This is a genomic window from Citrobacter sp. B72 (genome assembly GCF_016894305.1).
Taxonomy (GTDB): Bacteria; Pseudomonadota; Gammaproteobacteria; order Enterobacterales; family Enterobacteriaceae; genus Citrobacter; species Citrobacter portucalensis.
Genome location: NZ_CP069801.1, coordinates 1,860,078 through 1,875,773, shown reverse-complemented (window position 1 = coordinate 1,875,773; position 15,696 = coordinate 1,860,078). Strand labels below are relative to the sequence as shown.

Here is a 15,696-nt window from a genome sequence, read left to right as displayed (position 1 = left end):
TCCTGTTAGTCACCCTTTGCCCAGAATCGGGCAAAGGAAGCACCAGCATTACTGATTCAGTAACGCCAGAAGAGTGCGCGTTCGCGCTTCCATCAACGGAATATCTCCGCGCGATTCCACGTTCAGGCGCACCACCGGTTCGGTATTGGAAGAGCGTAAATTGAAGCGCCAGTCGACAAACGACATGCTGATACCGTCCGTTCTGTCCACCGACAGCGCCTCACGAGAAAAATGCTGCTCCACGCGCGCAATCGCTGCCGTCGGCTCTGCCAGCGTACTGTTTATTTCACCACTCGCCGGGTAGGCCACCATCCGGTCACGGACCAGTTCGCCCAGCGACTGTCCTTTCAGACACAGCAGTTCCGCCACCAGCAGCCACGGGATCATTCCGCTGTCGCAATAGGCAAAATCGCGGAAATAGTGGTGCGCGCTCATTTCGCCACCATAAATGGCATCTTCATGGCGCATCCGCTCTTTGATAAACGCGTGCCCGGTTTTAGACATCACCGGTTTACCGCCTGCCGCCGTCACTACATCCACGGTGTTCCAGGACAGGCGTGGGTCGTGGATAATTTTCGCCCCCGGATTCTTCTCCAGAAACGCTTCCGCCAGCAGGCCGACAATGTAGTAGCCCTCAATGAACTGACCTTTTTCATCGAACAGGAAGCAGCGGTCAAAATCACCGTCGAAGGCAATCCCCATATCCGCGCCGTGTTCAATCACCGCGTTACGCGTGTCTGCCCGACACTCCGGCAGCAGAGGGTTGGGAATACCGTTGGGGAAGTTGCCATCCGGCGTGTTGTGAATTTTGATGAACTCGACCGGCACGCCCAGCGCCTTAAAACGGGCTTCAATAGCGTCAACCACCGGACCTGCCGCGCCGTTACCGGAATTGAGCACCAGCTTCATCGGTTTCAGGTTGGCGGGATTGATGTAACCCAGCAGGTGATCAATGTAGGCATCGCGGGTAGTAATGCGCTGGTAGCGGCCACGTTTTGTCTCATCAACCATCGGGAAGTCATTGGCTTCCGCCAGGCGCTGCACGTCGCGCAGACCGGTATCTCCGCTGATGGGCCGTGCCCCTTCCCGCACCAGCTTCATGCCGTTGTAATCCATCGGATTATGGCTGGCGGTCACTTCAATACCGCCGTCAATGCCCATGTGGAAAGTGGCAAAATAAATCTCTTCGGTGCCCGACATGCCAATATCCAGCACATCCACCCCTGCATCCTGCAGTCCTTTCGCCAGCGCCAGCTTTAGCGTCTCGCTGGTCAGGCGCACGTCACCGCCGAGGACAATCGTTTTTGGCTTCAGGAACTCGCCGTAAGCGCGGCCAATACGCCACGCGATATCTTCATTCAGCTCTTCGCCCAGCCTGCCGCGAATATCGTAGGCTTTGAAACAGGTTAATTTCGTCATGATTTACCCTTCTTCAGGCAACAGGAGGCCCTGACTCTTAATGAGCCTTTTAATGAGTGTTAAATGCATTTCCCGGCGCGCTTCGCTTATCGGGCCTACGGTGTTGTAGGCTGGATAAGCGCAGCGCATCCGGCATCAGGTACGCCCGTATCTGTCCGCAAACCGCACCACATCATCCTCATCGAGATAAGATCCGGAACGCACTTCAATCAGATCGAGCGGGATTTTCCCCGGGTTCTCCAGACAATGGGTCGCCCCCAGCGGAATATAGACAGACTCGTTTTCAGCGAGCAGTTTGATGTCATCATTGATTGTCACCTTCGCGGTCCCAGCCACCACAACCCAATGTTCAGCCCGGTGATGATGCATCTGCACGGACAATCCCTCACCGGGTTTAACGGTAATCCGCTTCACCTGGTAACGGTCTCCGGCATCAATAGAGTCGTACTTGCCCCATGGACGGTAAACTTCACGGTGAATATGGTGCTCATGACGTCCGTCAGCTTTAATTTGCTCCACCACTTTTTTGACGTCCTGCACCGCGTTGCGATCGGCGATCAGCACCGCATCTTTGGTCTGCACCACCACCAGATCCTTCACCCCGACGGTCGTCACCAGGCCAGACTCGGCATACACGTAGCTATTTTCCGTTTTATGGCTAATGACGTCACCATGATGCACATTACCTTCAGCGGTATGGGCGCTGATTTCCCACAGCGATGACCAGGAGCCTACATCGCTCCAGCCTGCGTTCATGGGCATCACCACCGCATCGGCCGTACGTTCCATTACCGCATAGTCCACAGACTCTTCCGGGCAGGCGAGAAACGCCTGTTCATCAACGCGGATAAAATCGAGATCGGGATCAACCGTACTCATGGCGTTTTCGCAGGCCTCAAGAATGTCGGAGCGATATTTTTTCAGTTCTTCCAGATAGCGCCCGGCCCGGAACAGAAACATGCCGCTGTTCAAGTAGTAGTCGCCGCTCGCCACGTAAGCCTGCGCGGTTTCCAGATTGGGCTTTTCAACAAACTGCGCCACCTCAAAAGCCACGGCGTCGGTATTGGTCGGCGAAACCTCGCCGCGACGTATATAGCCGTAGCCGGTCTCCGGCTGGTCCGGCACGATACCAAACGTCACCAGCTTACCCGCGCTGGCATACGGCATTGCATTGCGAACCGCCTCGCGAAATGCCTCTTCATCGGCAATCATGTGATCGGCCGCCAATACCAACAGCAGCGGATCTTCCCCCGGACTTTGACGTTTTGCCGCCAGCGCGGCCAGCGCTATCGCCGGTGCCGTGTTACGTCCGGCGGGTTCGAGAATAATATTCTCAGTCAGCTTGTGCAGTTGCCGTAGCTGTTCCGCCACAATGAAACGGTGTTGTTCATTACAGATAACCACCGGGCTTTCGCACTCCACACCGTTCAGACGACAAATCGTTGTCTGCAGCATGGTGAGATCGCCTTTCAGGCACAGAAACTGCTTTGGATATAGTACGCGGGACAGAGGCCATAAACGGCTACCCGAGCCACCGGCCATCACCACCGGAAAGAGTTTGTTTTGACTCATCATGTACCCCGAATATCTGCAATAAATTGGCTCAGCACGTTTTCTTTATCCAACGTGCGTTCGGCATACTCACGTGCCACCGTGTTAATCTTTGGCATGGTTAACGCCTGTTGAATCCCGCCAACCAGCGCACTCACTGATTCAGGCTCGACACACACCGCGATGCCTGGGTGAGCGTCACACAGCTGACCCAACTCGGTCTCAGGTTCGGCGGTAATCACCGCGTTACCACCAACGGCGAGGATATTGGTCAGTTTGGAGGGCAATACGGCATCCGCCGCACCGCGCTTTTGTACCACCAGATGACAGTCCGCCATCTTGAGCAGCGCAGGCAGCGCGTCATAAGATTGCAGCGGAAAGAACTTCACATTGTTCAGGCCGCGTTCGCTAGACATACTCTCCAACCGTGCTTTACCTCCGCCCTGCCCGACAATCACAAACAGCCAGGGCTGTTCGATCAACAGGGCCGCTGCGTCAATCACACTTTCCAGCCCTTGCTTTTCACCGATATTGCCTGAGTAGAGAATGATTTTTTTATCATCAGGCAAGCCCAGTTGCTGGCGCAACGCCAGAGCATCGGCATCGTTCACGTCACGAAAACGCGCTACTTCTGACCAGTTCGGAAAGAAAATGACCTTCTGTGCATCAACGCCCTTCTCCTGCGCTTTATTCATCATTGAGCGAGAAATGGTCGAAATATGATCCATATTCAACAGCCCACTGCGCTCAAAGGCGCTGGCCAGTTTTGCCACCGCGCCACGCTTGCCTTTGCCTGCCATGCCAAGCCCCAGCATGGCATCGACTTCGTAATCCTGAATATGCAGCAGCGTGCGCGCCCCGGACAGCTTCGCCAGCAGGCGCATGCCCGGCGTACAAAACAGCGTTGGCACTACCCCAATGATGCGATCCGGCTTCCAGCGGCGCTGCGCCAGCAGCGGGAAGAAACTGCTCAGGGCAAAACTGCCTAAATGCAGCAAGCGCTTGAGCGTAGAAGGCTGCTCAGGCACATACAGCGGACAACGCCAGACGATGGCATCGCCCTCTTCACGACGATAGCGCCAGGATGAATAGCGACCGTTGACCTTCCACTGCGGATAATAAGGCGGCGCAGTGATCACCCGTACGTCATGCCCCTGTTGCGCCATCCACTCCACCATTTCACCGGTGTATTTACCGATACCGGTCAACTCCGGCGAATAGTTGATGCCATACACAAGGATCTTCATAGCCCGGGTACTCCGGCCTGACTCTTCTCACAGAAGTAAGCCCGGCTGTTGTCGTGCACGTGGTCACTGGCCAGGATCTCTTCAATTGTCAGCCAGCGGTACGCGTCATGTTGAACGTCAGGCAGTTGCAGGTCGTTTTCCGACACCCGCAGACGAAATCCCAGCACGATGTAATGCGTTGAGAAATCTTCCCCGGAAAAGTTGTCGTCATAGAAGTGCTGCCAGACCCCGTAAAACTCTGCAGCGGACAGCGGTAAACGTAACCCCAGCTCAGCGTCAGTCAGCCGCTCAAAGGCCGCGCGCAGCGGTTCATCTTTTTGCACCCGACCGCCGGGCACGAACCAGTACCCCTGCGCCGGACGATTGAGGCGCTTGCCAAGCAGAAATTCGCCTTGGGCGTTTTCCACGATCAAATCGATGGAAATCAGCGGAGTTGAACGTACAACGGTGGCAAAATCCTCATGACGTAAAAACATGCTTACCCCCGGTAACGCTGCTGGTTTTCAAGGAACCACTGATATGTACTGGCAAGCCCCGCTTCCAGAGATATCTCGTGATACCAGCCCAACTGATGCAGACGCGTAACATCGAGCAATTTGCGCGGCGTGCCGTCCGGTTTGCTGGCGTCGAACACCACGCGCCCCTTGTAACCCACTACCTGCGCGAGGGTTTGGGCCAGTTCACGAATGGTGCAGTCCACACCGGTGCCCACGTTGATATGCGACAGCATTGGTTGGGTATATTCCTGCAACACTTCCTGAGCCAGCTCCATCACGTGGATACTGGCCGCCGCCATATCGTCGACATGCAGAAATTCACGCATTGGCGTCCCGCTTCCCCACACCACCACATCCGGCGTATTTTGCTCGCGAGCCTCATGAAAGCGGCGCAGCAGCGCCGGGATCACATGCGAATTACTCGGATGAAAGTTGTCATGCGGTCCGTACAGATTGGTCGGCATCACCGAGCGATAATCACGGCCATACTGTCGGTTATACGATTCGCACAGCTTGATACCGGCAATTTTGGCAATCGCATACGGCTCATTGGTCGGTTCAAGTGCCCCCTGCAACAGTTCACTTTCGGCGATTGGCTGGGTAGCTTGTTTGGGATAAATACAGGATGACCCGAGGAACAACAGTTTATTCACGTTATGCAGATGCGCTGCATGAATAATGTTGCTCTCAATCATCATATTTTCATAAATAAAATCAGCAGGATAAGTATTGTTCGCCACAATCCCCCCCACTTTTGCCGCCGCCAGATACACCTGGTCAATACGTTCAGCGGCAAAGAACGCCTGCACCGCACCGGCGTCCAGCAGATTAAGCTGGTCGCGGGTACGCAGCACCAGTTCTACGTTATCTCGCTGAGCCAGTTGTCTGACGATGGCGGCCCCCACCATCCCGCGATGGCCCGCCACAAAAATACGTTGTGTCTTCATCCTCAGTACTCCAGCGCGATGGCGACCTCGTAACCGTGCGACTTGAGCAGGGAATGTTTCTTCGCCGCATCAAGATCGTTGGCAACCATTTCCGAGATCATCTGGCGCAGCGTGATTTCCGGTTTCCAGCCCAGTTTTTCATGTGCTTTGGCCGGATCGCCCAGCAGCGTTTCCACCTCAGCCGGACGGAAGTAGCGCGGGTCAACGGCAATCATGACATCCCCGGGTTTCACACCCGGCGCATCGTGTCCGGTCACAGAAACCACGATGCCTTTCTCATTCACGCCCTCGCCTTCAAAGCGCAATTTAATCCCCAACTGAGCGGCCGCCATTTCCACGAACTGGCGCACGGAATACTGCACGCCGGTGGCAATCACGAAATCTTCCGGCTTATCCTGCTGCAGCATCATCCACTGCATCCTGACGTAATCTTTGGCATGCCCCCAGTCGCGCAGTGAATCCATGTTGCCCAGGTACAGGCAAGACTCCAGCCCCTGAGCGATGTTGGCGATCGCCCGGGTAATTTTGCGAGTGACAAAGGTTTCGCCGCGGCGCGGAGATTCGTGGTTGAACAGAATGCCGTTACAGGCATACATCCCGTAAGACTCGCGGTAGTTGACGGTGATCCAGTAGGCGTACAGCTTGGCAACAGCATACGGTGAACGCGGATAGAACGGCGTGCTCTCTTTCTGTGGAATTTCCTGTACCAGACCATACAGTTCAGAGGTGGACGCCTGATAAAAACGGGTCTTTTTCTCCAGACCAAGGAAGCGGATCGCCTCCAGCAAACGCAAGGTGCCGATCGCATCAACGTCTGCGGTGTATTCCGGTGAATCAAACGACACCGCAACGTGGCTCATGGCGCCCAGGTTATAGACTTCATCCGGTTGGACTTCCTGTAAAATACGGGTCAGGTTGGAGGAGTCGGTCAAATCGCCATAGTGCAGATGAAATTTGGGATTGCCTGAATGCGGATCCTGGTAGATGTGGTCCACACGTTCGGTGTTGAATGATGAAGCGCGACGCTTAATACCGTGTACTTCGTACCCTTTTTCCAGCAGGAGTTCTGCCAGGTAAGAACCATCCTGCCCGGTTACGCCAGTAATGAGAGCGACTTTTGACATGTTATAACCTCTTCAGTGATCCCCTCAGGGAGTAACTTTCTCGACGCGTTCGCGCGTGACTACTGCGGGATTTCCCCGACAAACAACATTTGCTGGCAGCGATTTAAATACGCTGCTTCGTGCTCCAACGACGGTGCCATCACCAATCGTCACGCCAGGCGCGACAAAGACATCTGTCGCCAACCAGCATTTAGCGCCAACCACAATCGGCGTGGCGTTAATATCAAAATGTTGACTGGCATAATCATGACTCCCGGTGCATAAATAACTTTTTTGCGAAATAACCGCATGGGCGCCAATCGTAATATCACCTAACGTATATAAAACCGCGTCGTCACCCACCCAGGCATAATCTCCCAGGGTTAATTTCCACGGATAAGTAATTTTTACTGAAGGCCGAATGACTACGTTTTTTCCTATTTTTGCACCAAACATTCGTAATAAAAACGCACGCCAGCGATACATGACCTGCGGTGACCAGCGAAATAATGTTGCTTGCACCGCCCACCATAATTGCACTTTAATAGCACCACCGCCGCGAAAACCTCCAGGCACTTTAAATCCGCTTAAGTCCTGCATAATATGCCCTTACATTTTCCCATATAAGGTTTTTGTTTTAGCGGTTGTGCGCAGACGTAAATATTCTGACAAACCGGTCCAAAAACCTGGCATGTGTAATATCTGGCGCTGTACTTTTTTGGCATCCCGACACAATTCCAGATTATTCGTCGTTGACACTCCGCCCATAGAAAACTCCGATACCAACCCGTTCAACTTTTTAAAAGCGTAACCGGACTTGTATAATTGGGCTGCCAACGCGTAATCAGACGATATTTTATATTGCAAATCATAATGCCAGACATTCAGTCCTGAGAGCGGAAAGAATATCGCCTGATGACTGGCGGGCAGGCTGTGATAAATATACCAACCCGGTTTTGCCCGGCGCTTAATTTTGTTGCCATTGCCGAAATCCAGCAACGCATCGCCAATGACCATGGTTTGGTCGCTCTGCATTTTTAGCTGGCGGATAAAATGTGCCGCGTCCGCATGCAAAATATCCCCGGAGTTGAGGAACAGCGCGAACCGCCCGCGCGCCATCGCGATGCCTTTGTTCATCGCATCATAGATGCCGTTATCCGGCTCGCTGACAAACCGTAACCGGTGTTCCCCACTGAGCCCTTCAAGAAACGCCGACGTACCATCCGAGGAGCCGCCATCAACAACAATCCACTCAAAACTGATATCACCCGCTTGCGCCAGATGTGCCAGCGATGCGTGAGTTTTGACGATCCCTTCCAGATTGCGAAAGGCGACGGTAATGATACTGAGCAGCATGTGAGTTACCTCGCGATATTCAGCGCCTTGCGCAATATAAACGGACACACAATTAAAAATGCGTATTCCGGACTAAATACTGAACCTGTAAAAAACAGTGACAACGGTGTAAAAAGATAAAGCTGCACCCGATAATTCTGATTATCGCCAAACGCATTGATCATCATTTTCATGACCTTCCCCATGTACCATAGGGCTAATATCACCGCGAACCATGAAAAATAAATAATCAGCAGATACAAACCATTGTCTATTGTTTTACCGACATCTGCACCGTTAAAAATTCCGAATGACGCGACGTATTCATAAAGTGAGCCAAATCTCACTACGCCATCAACGTTCAGTAACGAATAACCGACCATCACTAATGGCCCTACGATACGATAATACGATGACGAACCTTCAGTTCCTAAATCACCAAGCCGCGTTGCGATGTACGGAAAAGCAAATATCACCCCAACTAAAAACACGCTTAATGAGATTATCGCCAGCGGTAGCTTCTTTTTTATCGCATCCTTATTCAGGTACTGGAACGCCCACTCCAGGAGATAAAACAAAATAAACGTCATTACCCCTGAAAACGATCCTGATAATATTATCCCTGCCAGAATCATAGCATCGGACTTAGGTGTTTTGATACCAAACTGTTTGATGCTGAGCCAAATTGAGATTAACGCCAGAGCGAAGAATGCCGGTTCGAAATAGAGCGCAGTAGTACGTTTCCCACCAAACTTAATAAAGTTCAGAACATAGCTGTTACTGTAAATAAGATATTTCGAAATAACTTCCATTAAACTGCTGCCGCCGCTGAGAATTATCTGTGCCATTTCAACCGCAGCTAACCCCACCACCAGTCCCACCACCAGCCAGAAAAAACGCAAAATCTTAATGTAGTTATGCGGTGAAATGGTTTTGAAGCGAATACTCCACACCATGCCAATGATCACCACGGTATAAACAAACAGCATCGCTGACGTTACGTACTTACTGGCATCCAGTGATTGACCGAACAGGTAGTTAAACGCCGTCAGCCCGCCCCCTACCCCCTGCGCGATCATTAATTTTTTGATATTGATGCGCTCGACAAACAGCAACAGCAGAACGGGTAAGAAGGTGACGATAGTTATCGGGAAGCTCTCGCCAAGCTGGGCGAGTTTGACGTTAACCAGCAGATAAAGCAGCGGTAGCACCAGATAGCTACAGATTCTGATAGAACGAGACATATTCCTCCAGCATCTGTTGCCCACTGTATGCCACCCGACTGCGCTGACTGAACGCGGTAAGGGACGTGTCAAATACCGCCTGCGCAATGTCTGATTTTTTCAGCTGCACCAGCTGCAATACGTCCGCTTCGCTGAACGTTTTACCGCCTGATTTAGCCAGCACTTCCTGCGCGGCATCGCTGTGCGTGGCAATTACCGGTACGCCAATGGAAAGCGCTTCACACAAAATCAGCGGGTAGTTATCGACACGGGAGCTGAACACCAGTCCATCCATCTGGTTAAGCGCACTCATCAACGTGCGCTTATCGCTCTCAAAACCGTGGTTGATGACGTTATCTCCCGCAAATGGCGAAAATTTGCCGAAGGTATGCAGCTCAATTTTGTCCCCAAGCGCGCTAATCGCTCGCACCAGTTGTTGACTGGTTTTGCCGTCATAGCGCAGGTCATGAGCCACCACGGCAATTTTCGGCCGACCGCTCTCCGCAGGCATCGCGGGTAGTTCGGCAAGAATGGCTTCGGTTGCCACATCAATGCCATTATTGATAACGCGGCAGCGTCCCACGCCATACAGGCTGTTGAATGCGTCGGCCACATGTTGACTGGGCGAGATAAACTGGCAGCCCAGCGCCAGCATGGCACGGAACATCTGCCGCTTACCGGGCAACTGCTGATGGGCTTTATCGACTTTTACCGGCGGATAGTTGCTGAGCGTTGGGCATTTCTGACAGCCCGTTCTCCAGCCTTCGCAGCCATCGGTAAAGGCACAGCGCCCGGTCACGCTCCAGTGATCGTGCAGGGTCCAGACGAAGGTGATATCCGGTTTATGCGCCTTCACTTTTTGGCAAAAGGTCACCACCTCTTCCAGGTTCAACCAGTAGCTGTGCAACACATGAAAATGCAGTACCAGCGGGCCGCAGGTGCGGGTAACCGTGCGATATAGCTTGTCGAGATTGCCGAACATGTCGCGATTTGCAAAACGAAACAGCGCAATGTTAGCCGCCGACGTCAGGCGCGGCGTATATTTGATAACCTGTGGGTATTTCGCATGACTGGCGCTTTTTTTACCGCCTTTGCCATAGCCATAGACAAACCGTGACGACAGCCCTTTTTCCAGCGCGCGAAGATGCAAATCTAACGCCACACCTGCCGCCCCACCTTCTGCGAGTCGCACATTAAACTGTAATATCTTCATTTTATTACCTTCACCCGTGCCTTCTCGCCCACGACCAGCGTATTGTCCGGAACGCTATCCACCACGACGCTCCCCGCGCCAATCGTCACGTTATCGCCAATAGCAACGTCGCCGAGCAGAGTGACATTGGCCCCCAACTCAACGCCGTTACCGATGACCGGACAGGATGGATCGTTGGCGCCAAGATTGCCGATAGTGACGCCGTGGCGTAGGGTAAAATCATCCCCCGCTACCACGTGTTTATTGATAACCACCCCATAGCCATGATGGATGGTGAAACGACGACCAATTGATGCAGCAGCCTGAATTTCATAGCCAAACAGGCATTCGGTGATAAGGCGATACATCACCAGCACCGGGGCAGCCCACAGGTTGTTTATGATATTTTTTTTACGCCAGACGGAGCAAAAATGGGCAATCCGATAGGCCGCCACCATGCAGCAGGGGCGCAGACTCCAGCCGTTCGCGCGTAAATCTTCCAGCATAATTAGCGTCCTCGCAGTCCGTCGGCCAGACGCTTACTGTTACGAACAGAAAGCAGCGTCAGCAGCGTGCGCCAGTTCATCCGTTTGTTGCGGATCTGATAGAGGGTAAACAGCTGATATTTCTTGCTGGCCCGGTCAAATTTGCCTTTGTGCTTGCGGTAAAACTGAAAGTAACCGGAGAATTTATTCGGCGATGAGGTAATACGCATCTCGCCGTGATTCACATGCAGGATCTGCGTCGCCTCTTTGACCTTCCACGGTTTGCCATACGCCACCACCATGCGCAGGAAGATGTCGTAATCCTGCGCCGCTTTCAGCGTGGTATCGAACAGGCATGCTTTAAACCGCCATGCCCAGGTAAATACCTGATTACCAATGATGTTGCGTTTATAAAACCTGCGGCGTGAATATACGGACTTCGGATAGAGCGGCAGACTGGTCGGCTGCGAATACACTTCGCCCTCACAGACATAGTCATTGGCATACAGAAACGCCCGTGTGACCAGTTGATGCCGATACTGCAGGAACACGCTCAGGCGGTTCGGTGTCCATTCATCATCATCATCAATCCCCGTAATGTATTGCCCGTTGGCCTGCATAATGGCCTGATTACGCACCGCGCAGGCCCCGGAGTTGGTGGAATTATGCGTATACGACACACGCGGATCGTTGAGTTCCTCAACAAACTGCTGCAACTGCTCATATGATGAAGAGCAATCATCCACAATGATCATCTCCCAGTGAGGGTAGTCCTGGCGCAACACCGATTTAATCGCCCGAATGGCCAGCTGCTGGCGGTTCCAGGTTGGCATATAAATTGAAATTAGCGGGTTTTCTGTCGTCATTTTCGTTTCCGGATAGATACGCTTTTGTAGGCCGGATAAGGCGTTTTCGCCGCATCCGGCAGGGTTGGTGATTTATTTCGCATCCGACGTATATTCGTATTCGTAGTAGCCGTAATCCTGATACCCGCTGGCTCGGCGGAATATCGAGTTGAGGATCACCCCTTTCACCTGGATGCCATTTTGCTCGAAGCGACTCAGGCTGGTTTCCACCTCTTTCAGCGTGTTGACCGCATAACGCGCCACCATCAGCGTGGTGCCGACATGACGGCCAACAATCGCCGCGTCGGTCACCGCCAGAATTGGTGGGGTGTCAATCAGCACCAGGTCATAGTGCGAGCTGGCCCAGGCAATCAGTTCGCCGAAACGCTCGCTCATCAACAGCTCGGAAGGATTGGGAGGGACTTGACCGCGAGGGATCAGATCAAAATGCGGAATCGATGTCGGTTTGGCGCTGGATGAGATATCCCCCTTACCAATCAGGATCTCAGACAGGCCGTTGACGTTATTGGTCCCCAGCAGTTCGTGGGTATAGCCTTTGCGCATATCGCAGTCGATCAACAGCACGCGTTTGTTGGTCTGGCTGATGACTGCCGCCAGGTTGGCGCAGACAAACGTTTTACCAATCGACGGGCTGACGCCGGTCAGCATCAATACGTTGTTACGCGCCTGCATCATGGCAAAGTGCAGACTGGTACGCAGGCTGCGGACCGCTTCTATGGCGAGATCCGTTGGATTCCCCACGGCCAACAGCTGGCTTTGCTTGTAGCGTTTCACACCTTTAATGGTCTGAACGTTATCACGCGCTTTTTGCCATTCAGACAACGGAATACTGGCATACACGCTGATACCATGCTCTTCCAGCGCCTGGGGGCTTTCAATACCGCGATTAAACAGAGAACGCAGCAGTACGCCCACCACAGAAAGCATCAAACCAAGAATGATACTGCCGAGAATAATCAGCGCCGTTTTCGGCTTCAGCACGCCAGGCTGGGCAATCGCGGGATCGACAATGCGCACATCGCCAACCGTACTGGCCTCGGTAATCTTCAGTTCCTGTTGCTTGTTCAGCAACTGCATATAGACCTGCTGACCGGACTCCACATCACGCGTCAGACGAACAATTTCCTGCTGCGTTTTAGGCATCGCCGTTACGCGCCCGTTCAGCTTACTTTTCTCATCTTCCAGCGCCTGGCGTTTTTCCAGCAGCGTGCGGTACGCCGGATGCGCTTTGGTGAACAGCTTGGAAATCTCCGCTTCTTTAAAGGTCAGTTCATTCAGCTGCGCATCGATATTCACCATCGAATCTAGCACCGCTTTGGCTTCCAGCGGCAAATCCACGGAGTCTTTATCCTGACGAAAGGCGTTCAGCTTGTTTTCAGCAACGTCAAGCCGGTTACGTACCTCAGGCAGTTGCTTTGCCAGAAACGCCAGACTTTTGGCGGCCTCTTCGGATTTACGTTCCACGTTTTGTTGCAGATAGTTGCGGGTAATACTGTCGAGGATCTGGCGGATTTGCTCGCGGTCTTCGCCGGTAAACGTCAGGCTCAATACGCCGGTGTCTTTGCCCGTTTCCGTCACCATCAGGTTATTTTGCAGGGTGTTTATCATGCCCAGCGTGGAGAATTTGCTGACGGTAAATTGGCTCTCCGGGCTGGCATGAATCGCCTCAACCAGCATCGTCACGCCATCATGTTCCAACACCTTGCCGACTTGCCCCCGGGCGCTAAAACCCCCGTCACTCACCAGTTGATAGCTTTTGTCATTCAGCACATTGAGCGTGAAGGTCTGTTCATTCATTGCCTTTGGCAACGTGAAGGTGGTCACATTAACCGTTTCGTTCTGGCGGCCCATCAGCCGGTCCCAGCCCGCGCCAAAAATAGGGAATGTATCTTTGGTAACGGCGATATCGAGGTTAAGATCGTCTACCGTTTTCCCTAATACCAGACGCGACTGGATGAGCTGAATTTCCGCTTCCGAGGCCGGAGGTTTGTTCGACAACGCCGAGCCAATATCCTGCACCAGTGAATTTCCGGTATTTTGCTCAATTTGCACCAGCGCGTCCGCACTGTAGATGGGTGTGGCGAACAGTGTGTAGACCGCGGCACACAATGCAAAAGCCGTGGTAATGCCTAATACCCACCAGCGGGCTTCCACCACCGTTGCAACCAGACGACCAATATCGATTTCATCATTGCCGGTTACCGGCGCAGCAGACTGTTTAACTTTTTCTGTCATTGTTTTCCCTGCTCTGCGTTCAGTGCCTGAGCCCATTGGCGGGCAGACCGTTCAAGTAATGCGTACACCGCGTCAAACGCATCACGGCTTTTACGATACGGATCGGGAATTTCGCGCTCGCTGTCCCAGTGCCCAAAAAGCATCACTTTGCCGCGCATCTCCGGCACCATTTCACACAGGGCAGAGATATGGCGCTTCTCCATGGTCAGGATCAGGTCATACTCCCGGCACATGCGTCCCGAGATCTGCCGGGCACAATGATTATCCAGTGACAGGTTGTGCGCCTGCGCCACGCTAATAGCACACGGATCCGCGCCTTTCCCCACCAGCGCCCCAAGACCGGCTGAAGAGACCGTTAACGCCGGATGAAATTGCCTTAATAAGCGCTCTGCCGTCGGGGAACGACAAATGTTCCCCACACAGACAACTAAGATTTTGTTAAACATGATGATTACCAGTTGTGAAGGTCGCTGGCCGTGTCCGTCATATAGCGAACACCGCTAATAGTCGGCAGCAACTGATTGATCAAACGGTTCCAGCGAGCAACCGGCGCGGTAGTGACGTACACCACATCGTATGGCTGGAGTCGGAATGATGTTGCCATCACCAGCGACGTCGCATCGGACATATCAAGCTGATAGATATTGGCGATCTTGCCGTTGTTCCCGCCCTCACCTTTCAATGGTCGAATAACGAAAATGCCGCTGGCATTGGAGGTGGTCAGGTCAATACCTTCGGCATTGCCCAGCGCTTCGGTAAGCGTCATGCCGCTGAAGTCCATTTTGAGGGTGCTCTGTTTTTTCACTTCCCCCATTACGAAGACTTTCAGATCGTCATTACGCGGAACAAACAGAATGTCGCCAGGATAGAGCAGACGGTTCTGGCTCAGGTCGCCATTTTGCATCAGCGCTTGCAGTGAAATGCGTTGCTCCTGCCCTTTATGAGTCAGCACAACGTTGCGCCAGTCTGCTGCCTCGGTGAGACCGCCAGCGGCGTTAATGGCATCGAGAACGGTAAGCGGCACGTTGGTGATGGCCTGCTGGCCGGATTTGTTCACCTGCCCGGAGACATAGGCCTTCTGCGAGCGGAAAGCGGCGATATTAACGTCCACCTGCGGGTCAGCAATGTACTTCGCTAAGCGCCCGGTAATATCACTACGAATCTCTGCCAACGTTTTTCCCACCACGCTGACTTTGCCGATGTAGGGGTAAAACATGGTGCCATCAGGCTGCACCCAGTTGCCGGTATCGCTTGAGCTACGGTACTGCCCAGCTGGCGTGGTGAGTTCAGGATGGTCCCAGACGGTCACATTCAGGACATCCCCCGGGCCGACCCGGTACTGATATCCGGAAATCTCCTGGTCCAGCGACATATTTGGCTGGGCAACATTTGGTCGAGGACGTAATTGTTCGACCAGCCGTGGCGTGAGTGGATAAACATTCACCATGCGATCGATATCAAAATCAGCGTCCTGCTGTTTAATCACATCTTTGCCCATCGTAGACATATTGCTGCCCGGAAGCACGGTACAACCGTTTATCAAGATCACCGATACCAATACTGGCATCAATTTAAGTTTGGATTTCATCATTGATT

At 53.0% G+C, this 15,696-nt stretch carries 15 protein-coding genes; all 15 read right to left on the bottom strand.

Going from position 1 to position 15,696, the window contains the following annotated elements; genetic code table 11:
- Window positions 1–48: 48 nt before the first annotated feature.
- Window positions 49–1,419: a colanic acid biosynthesis phosphomannomutase CpsG gene (gene cpsG, locus JQN59_RS08760; RefSeq protein ID WP_149607987.1), complete on the bottom strand. Its 1,371-nt coding sequence runs from the start codon at window positions 1,417–1,419 to the stop codon at window positions 49–51.
- Between the two features lie 135 nt (window positions 1,420–1,554).
- Complete coding sequence (cpsB, locus tag JQN59_RS08755; protein ID WP_204528209.1) at window positions 1,555–2,991, bottom strand: mannose-1-phosphate guanyltransferase; 1,437 nt, start codon at window positions 2,989–2,991, stop codon at window positions 1,555–1,557.
- A complete protein-coding gene (gene wcaI / locus JQN59_RS08750) occupies window positions 2,991–4,217 on the bottom strand; it encodes a colanic acid biosynthesis fucosyltransferase WcaI (RefSeq protein WP_149607988.1) in 1,227 nt (408 codons plus the stop codon). The genes cpsB and wcaI overlap by 1 nt, the downstream gene beginning before the upstream one ends.
- Window positions 4,214–4,693 (bottom strand): GDP-mannose mannosyl hydrolase, encoded by a 480-nt coding sequence (locus JQN59_RS08745; RefSeq protein ID WP_048215960.1) that lies wholly within the window; start codon window positions 4,691–4,693, stop codon window positions 4,214–4,216. The genes wcaI and JQN59_RS08745 overlap by 4 nt, the downstream gene beginning before the upstream one ends.
- Before the next feature lie 2 nt (window positions 4,694–4,695).
- The gene (fcl, locus tag JQN59_RS08740; protein ID WP_149607989.1) at window positions 4,696–5,661 is read right to left on the bottom strand and encodes a GDP-L-fucose synthase; all 966 of its coding nucleotides are present in this window, start codon (window positions 5,659–5,661) and stop codon (window positions 4,696–4,698) included.
- Between the two features lie 2 nt (window positions 5,662–5,663).
- Complete coding sequence (gmd, locus tag JQN59_RS08735; RefSeq protein ID WP_003036748.1) at window positions 5,664–6,785, bottom strand: GDP-mannose 4,6-dehydratase; 1,122 nt, start codon at window positions 6,783–6,785, stop codon at window positions 5,664–5,666.
- A 24-nt stretch (window positions 6,786–6,809) separates the two neighbouring features.
- Window positions 6,810–7,364: a colanic acid biosynthesis acetyltransferase WcaF gene (wcaF, locus tag JQN59_RS08730; protein ID WP_001153539.1), complete on the bottom strand. Its 555-nt coding sequence runs from the start codon at window positions 7,362–7,364 to the stop codon at window positions 6,810–6,812.
- A gap of 9 nt (window positions 7,365–7,373) precedes the next feature.
- On the bottom strand, window positions 7,374–8,120 hold the full coding sequence (gene wcaE, locus JQN59_RS08725) for a colanic acid biosynthesis glycosyltransferase WcaE (protein ID WP_149607990.1): 747 nt from the start codon (window positions 8,118–8,120) through the stop codon (window positions 7,374–7,376).
- 5 nt (window positions 8,121–8,125) lie between these two features.
- Window positions 8,126–9,343, bottom strand: coding sequence for a colanic acid polymerase WcaD (gene wcaD, locus JQN59_RS08720; RefSeq protein WP_149607991.1), 1,218 nt, complete (start codon window positions 9,341–9,343; stop codon window positions 8,126–8,128).
- On the bottom strand, window positions 9,318–10,535 hold the full coding sequence (gene wcaC / locus JQN59_RS08715; protein ID WP_111465365.1) for a colanic acid biosynthesis glycosyltransferase WcaC: 1,218 nt from the start codon (window positions 10,533–10,535) through the stop codon (window positions 9,318–9,320). Before wcaC ends, wcaD begins: the two co-directional genes overlap by 26 nt.
- Window positions 10,532–11,020: a colanic acid biosynthesis acetyltransferase WcaB gene (wcaB, locus tag JQN59_RS08710; protein WP_032943932.1), complete on the bottom strand. Its 489-nt coding sequence runs from the start codon at window positions 11,018–11,020 to the stop codon at window positions 10,532–10,534. Before wcaB ends, wcaC begins: the two co-directional genes overlap by 4 nt.
- A 2-nt stretch (window positions 11,021–11,022) precedes the next feature.
- Window positions 11,023–11,865, bottom strand: coding sequence for a colanic acid biosynthesis glycosyltransferase WcaA (wcaA, locus tag JQN59_RS08705; protein WP_000206145.1), 843 nt, complete (start codon window positions 11,863–11,865; stop codon window positions 11,023–11,025).
- Between the two features lie 72 nt (window positions 11,866–11,937).
- Window positions 11,938–14,100 carry a tyrosine-protein kinase Wzc gene (gene wzc, locus JQN59_RS08700; RefSeq protein ID WP_048215955.1) on the bottom strand — a complete coding sequence of 721 codons (2,163 nt, stop codon included), beginning with the start codon at window positions 14,098–14,100 and terminating at the stop codon, window positions 11,938–11,940.
- Entirely contained in the window at window positions 14,097–14,546 is a 450-nt protein-coding gene (gene wzb, locus JQN59_RS08695; RefSeq protein ID WP_032949610.1) for a low molecular weight protein-tyrosine-phosphatase Wzb, read from the bottom strand. Before wzb ends, wzc begins: the two co-directional genes overlap by 4 nt.
- A gap of 5 nt (window positions 14,547–14,551) precedes the next feature.
- Entirely contained in the window at window positions 14,552–15,691 is a 1,140-nt protein-coding gene (locus JQN59_RS08690) for a polysaccharide export protein (protein ID WP_003834266.1), read from the bottom strand.
- Between the last annotated feature and the right edge of the window lie 5 nt (window positions 15,692–15,696).

Bases quoted from the DNA above. Each gene is read 5' to 3' on its own strand.
- cpsG (WP_149607987.1), bottom strand. From the start codon at position 1,419: ATGACGAAATTAACCTGTTTCAAAGCCTACGATATTCGCGGCAGGCTG.
- cpsB (WP_204528209.1), bottom strand. From the start codon at position 2,991: ATGAGTCAAAACAAACTCTTTCCGGTGGTGATGGCCGGTGGCTCGGGT.
- wcaI (WP_149607988.1), bottom strand. From the start codon at position 4,217: ATGAAGATCCTTGTGTATGGCATCAACTATTCGCCGGAGTTGACCGGT.
- JQN59_RS08745 (WP_048215960.1), bottom strand. From the start codon at position 4,693: ATGTTTTTACGTCATGAGGATTTTGCCACCGTTGTACGTTCAACTCCG.
- fcl (WP_149607989.1), bottom strand. From the start codon at position 5,661: ATGAAGACACAACGTATTTTTGTGGCGGGCCATCGCGGGATGGTGGGG.
- gmd (WP_003036748.1), bottom strand. From the start codon at position 6,785: ATGTCAAAAGTCGCTCTCATTACTGGCGTAACCGGGCAGGATGGTTCT.
- wcaF (WP_001153539.1), bottom strand. From the start codon at position 7,364: ATGCAGGACTTAAGCGGATTTAAAGTGCCTGGAGGTTTTCGCGGCGGT.
- wcaE (WP_149607990.1), bottom strand. From the start codon at position 8,120: ATGCTGCTCAGTATCATTACCGTCGCCTTTCGCAATCTGGAAGGGATC.
- wcaD (WP_149607991.1), bottom strand. From the start codon at position 9,343: ATGTCTCGTTCTATCAGAATCTGTAGCTATCTGGTGCTACCGCTGCTT.
- wcaC (WP_111465365.1), bottom strand. From the start codon at position 10,535: ATGAAGATATTACAGTTTAATGTGCGACTCGCAGAAGGTGGGGCGGCA.
- wcaB (WP_032943932.1), bottom strand. From the start codon at position 11,020: ATGCTGGAAGATTTACGCGCGAACGGCTGGAGTCTGCGCCCCTGCTGC.
- wcaA (WP_000206145.1), bottom strand. From the start codon at position 11,865: ATGACGACAGAAAACCCGCTAATTTCAATTTATATGCCAACCTGGAAC.
- wzc (WP_048215955.1), bottom strand. From the start codon at position 14,100: ATGACAGAAAAAGTTAAACAGTCTGCTGCGCCGGTAACCGGCAATGAT.
- wzb (WP_032949610.1), bottom strand. From the start codon at position 14,546: ATGTTTAACAAAATCTTAGTTGTCTGTGTGGGGAACATTTGTCGTTCC.
- JQN59_RS08690 (WP_003834266.1), bottom strand. From the start codon at position 15,691: ATGATGAAATCCAAACTTAAATTGATGCCAGTATTGGTATCGGTGATC.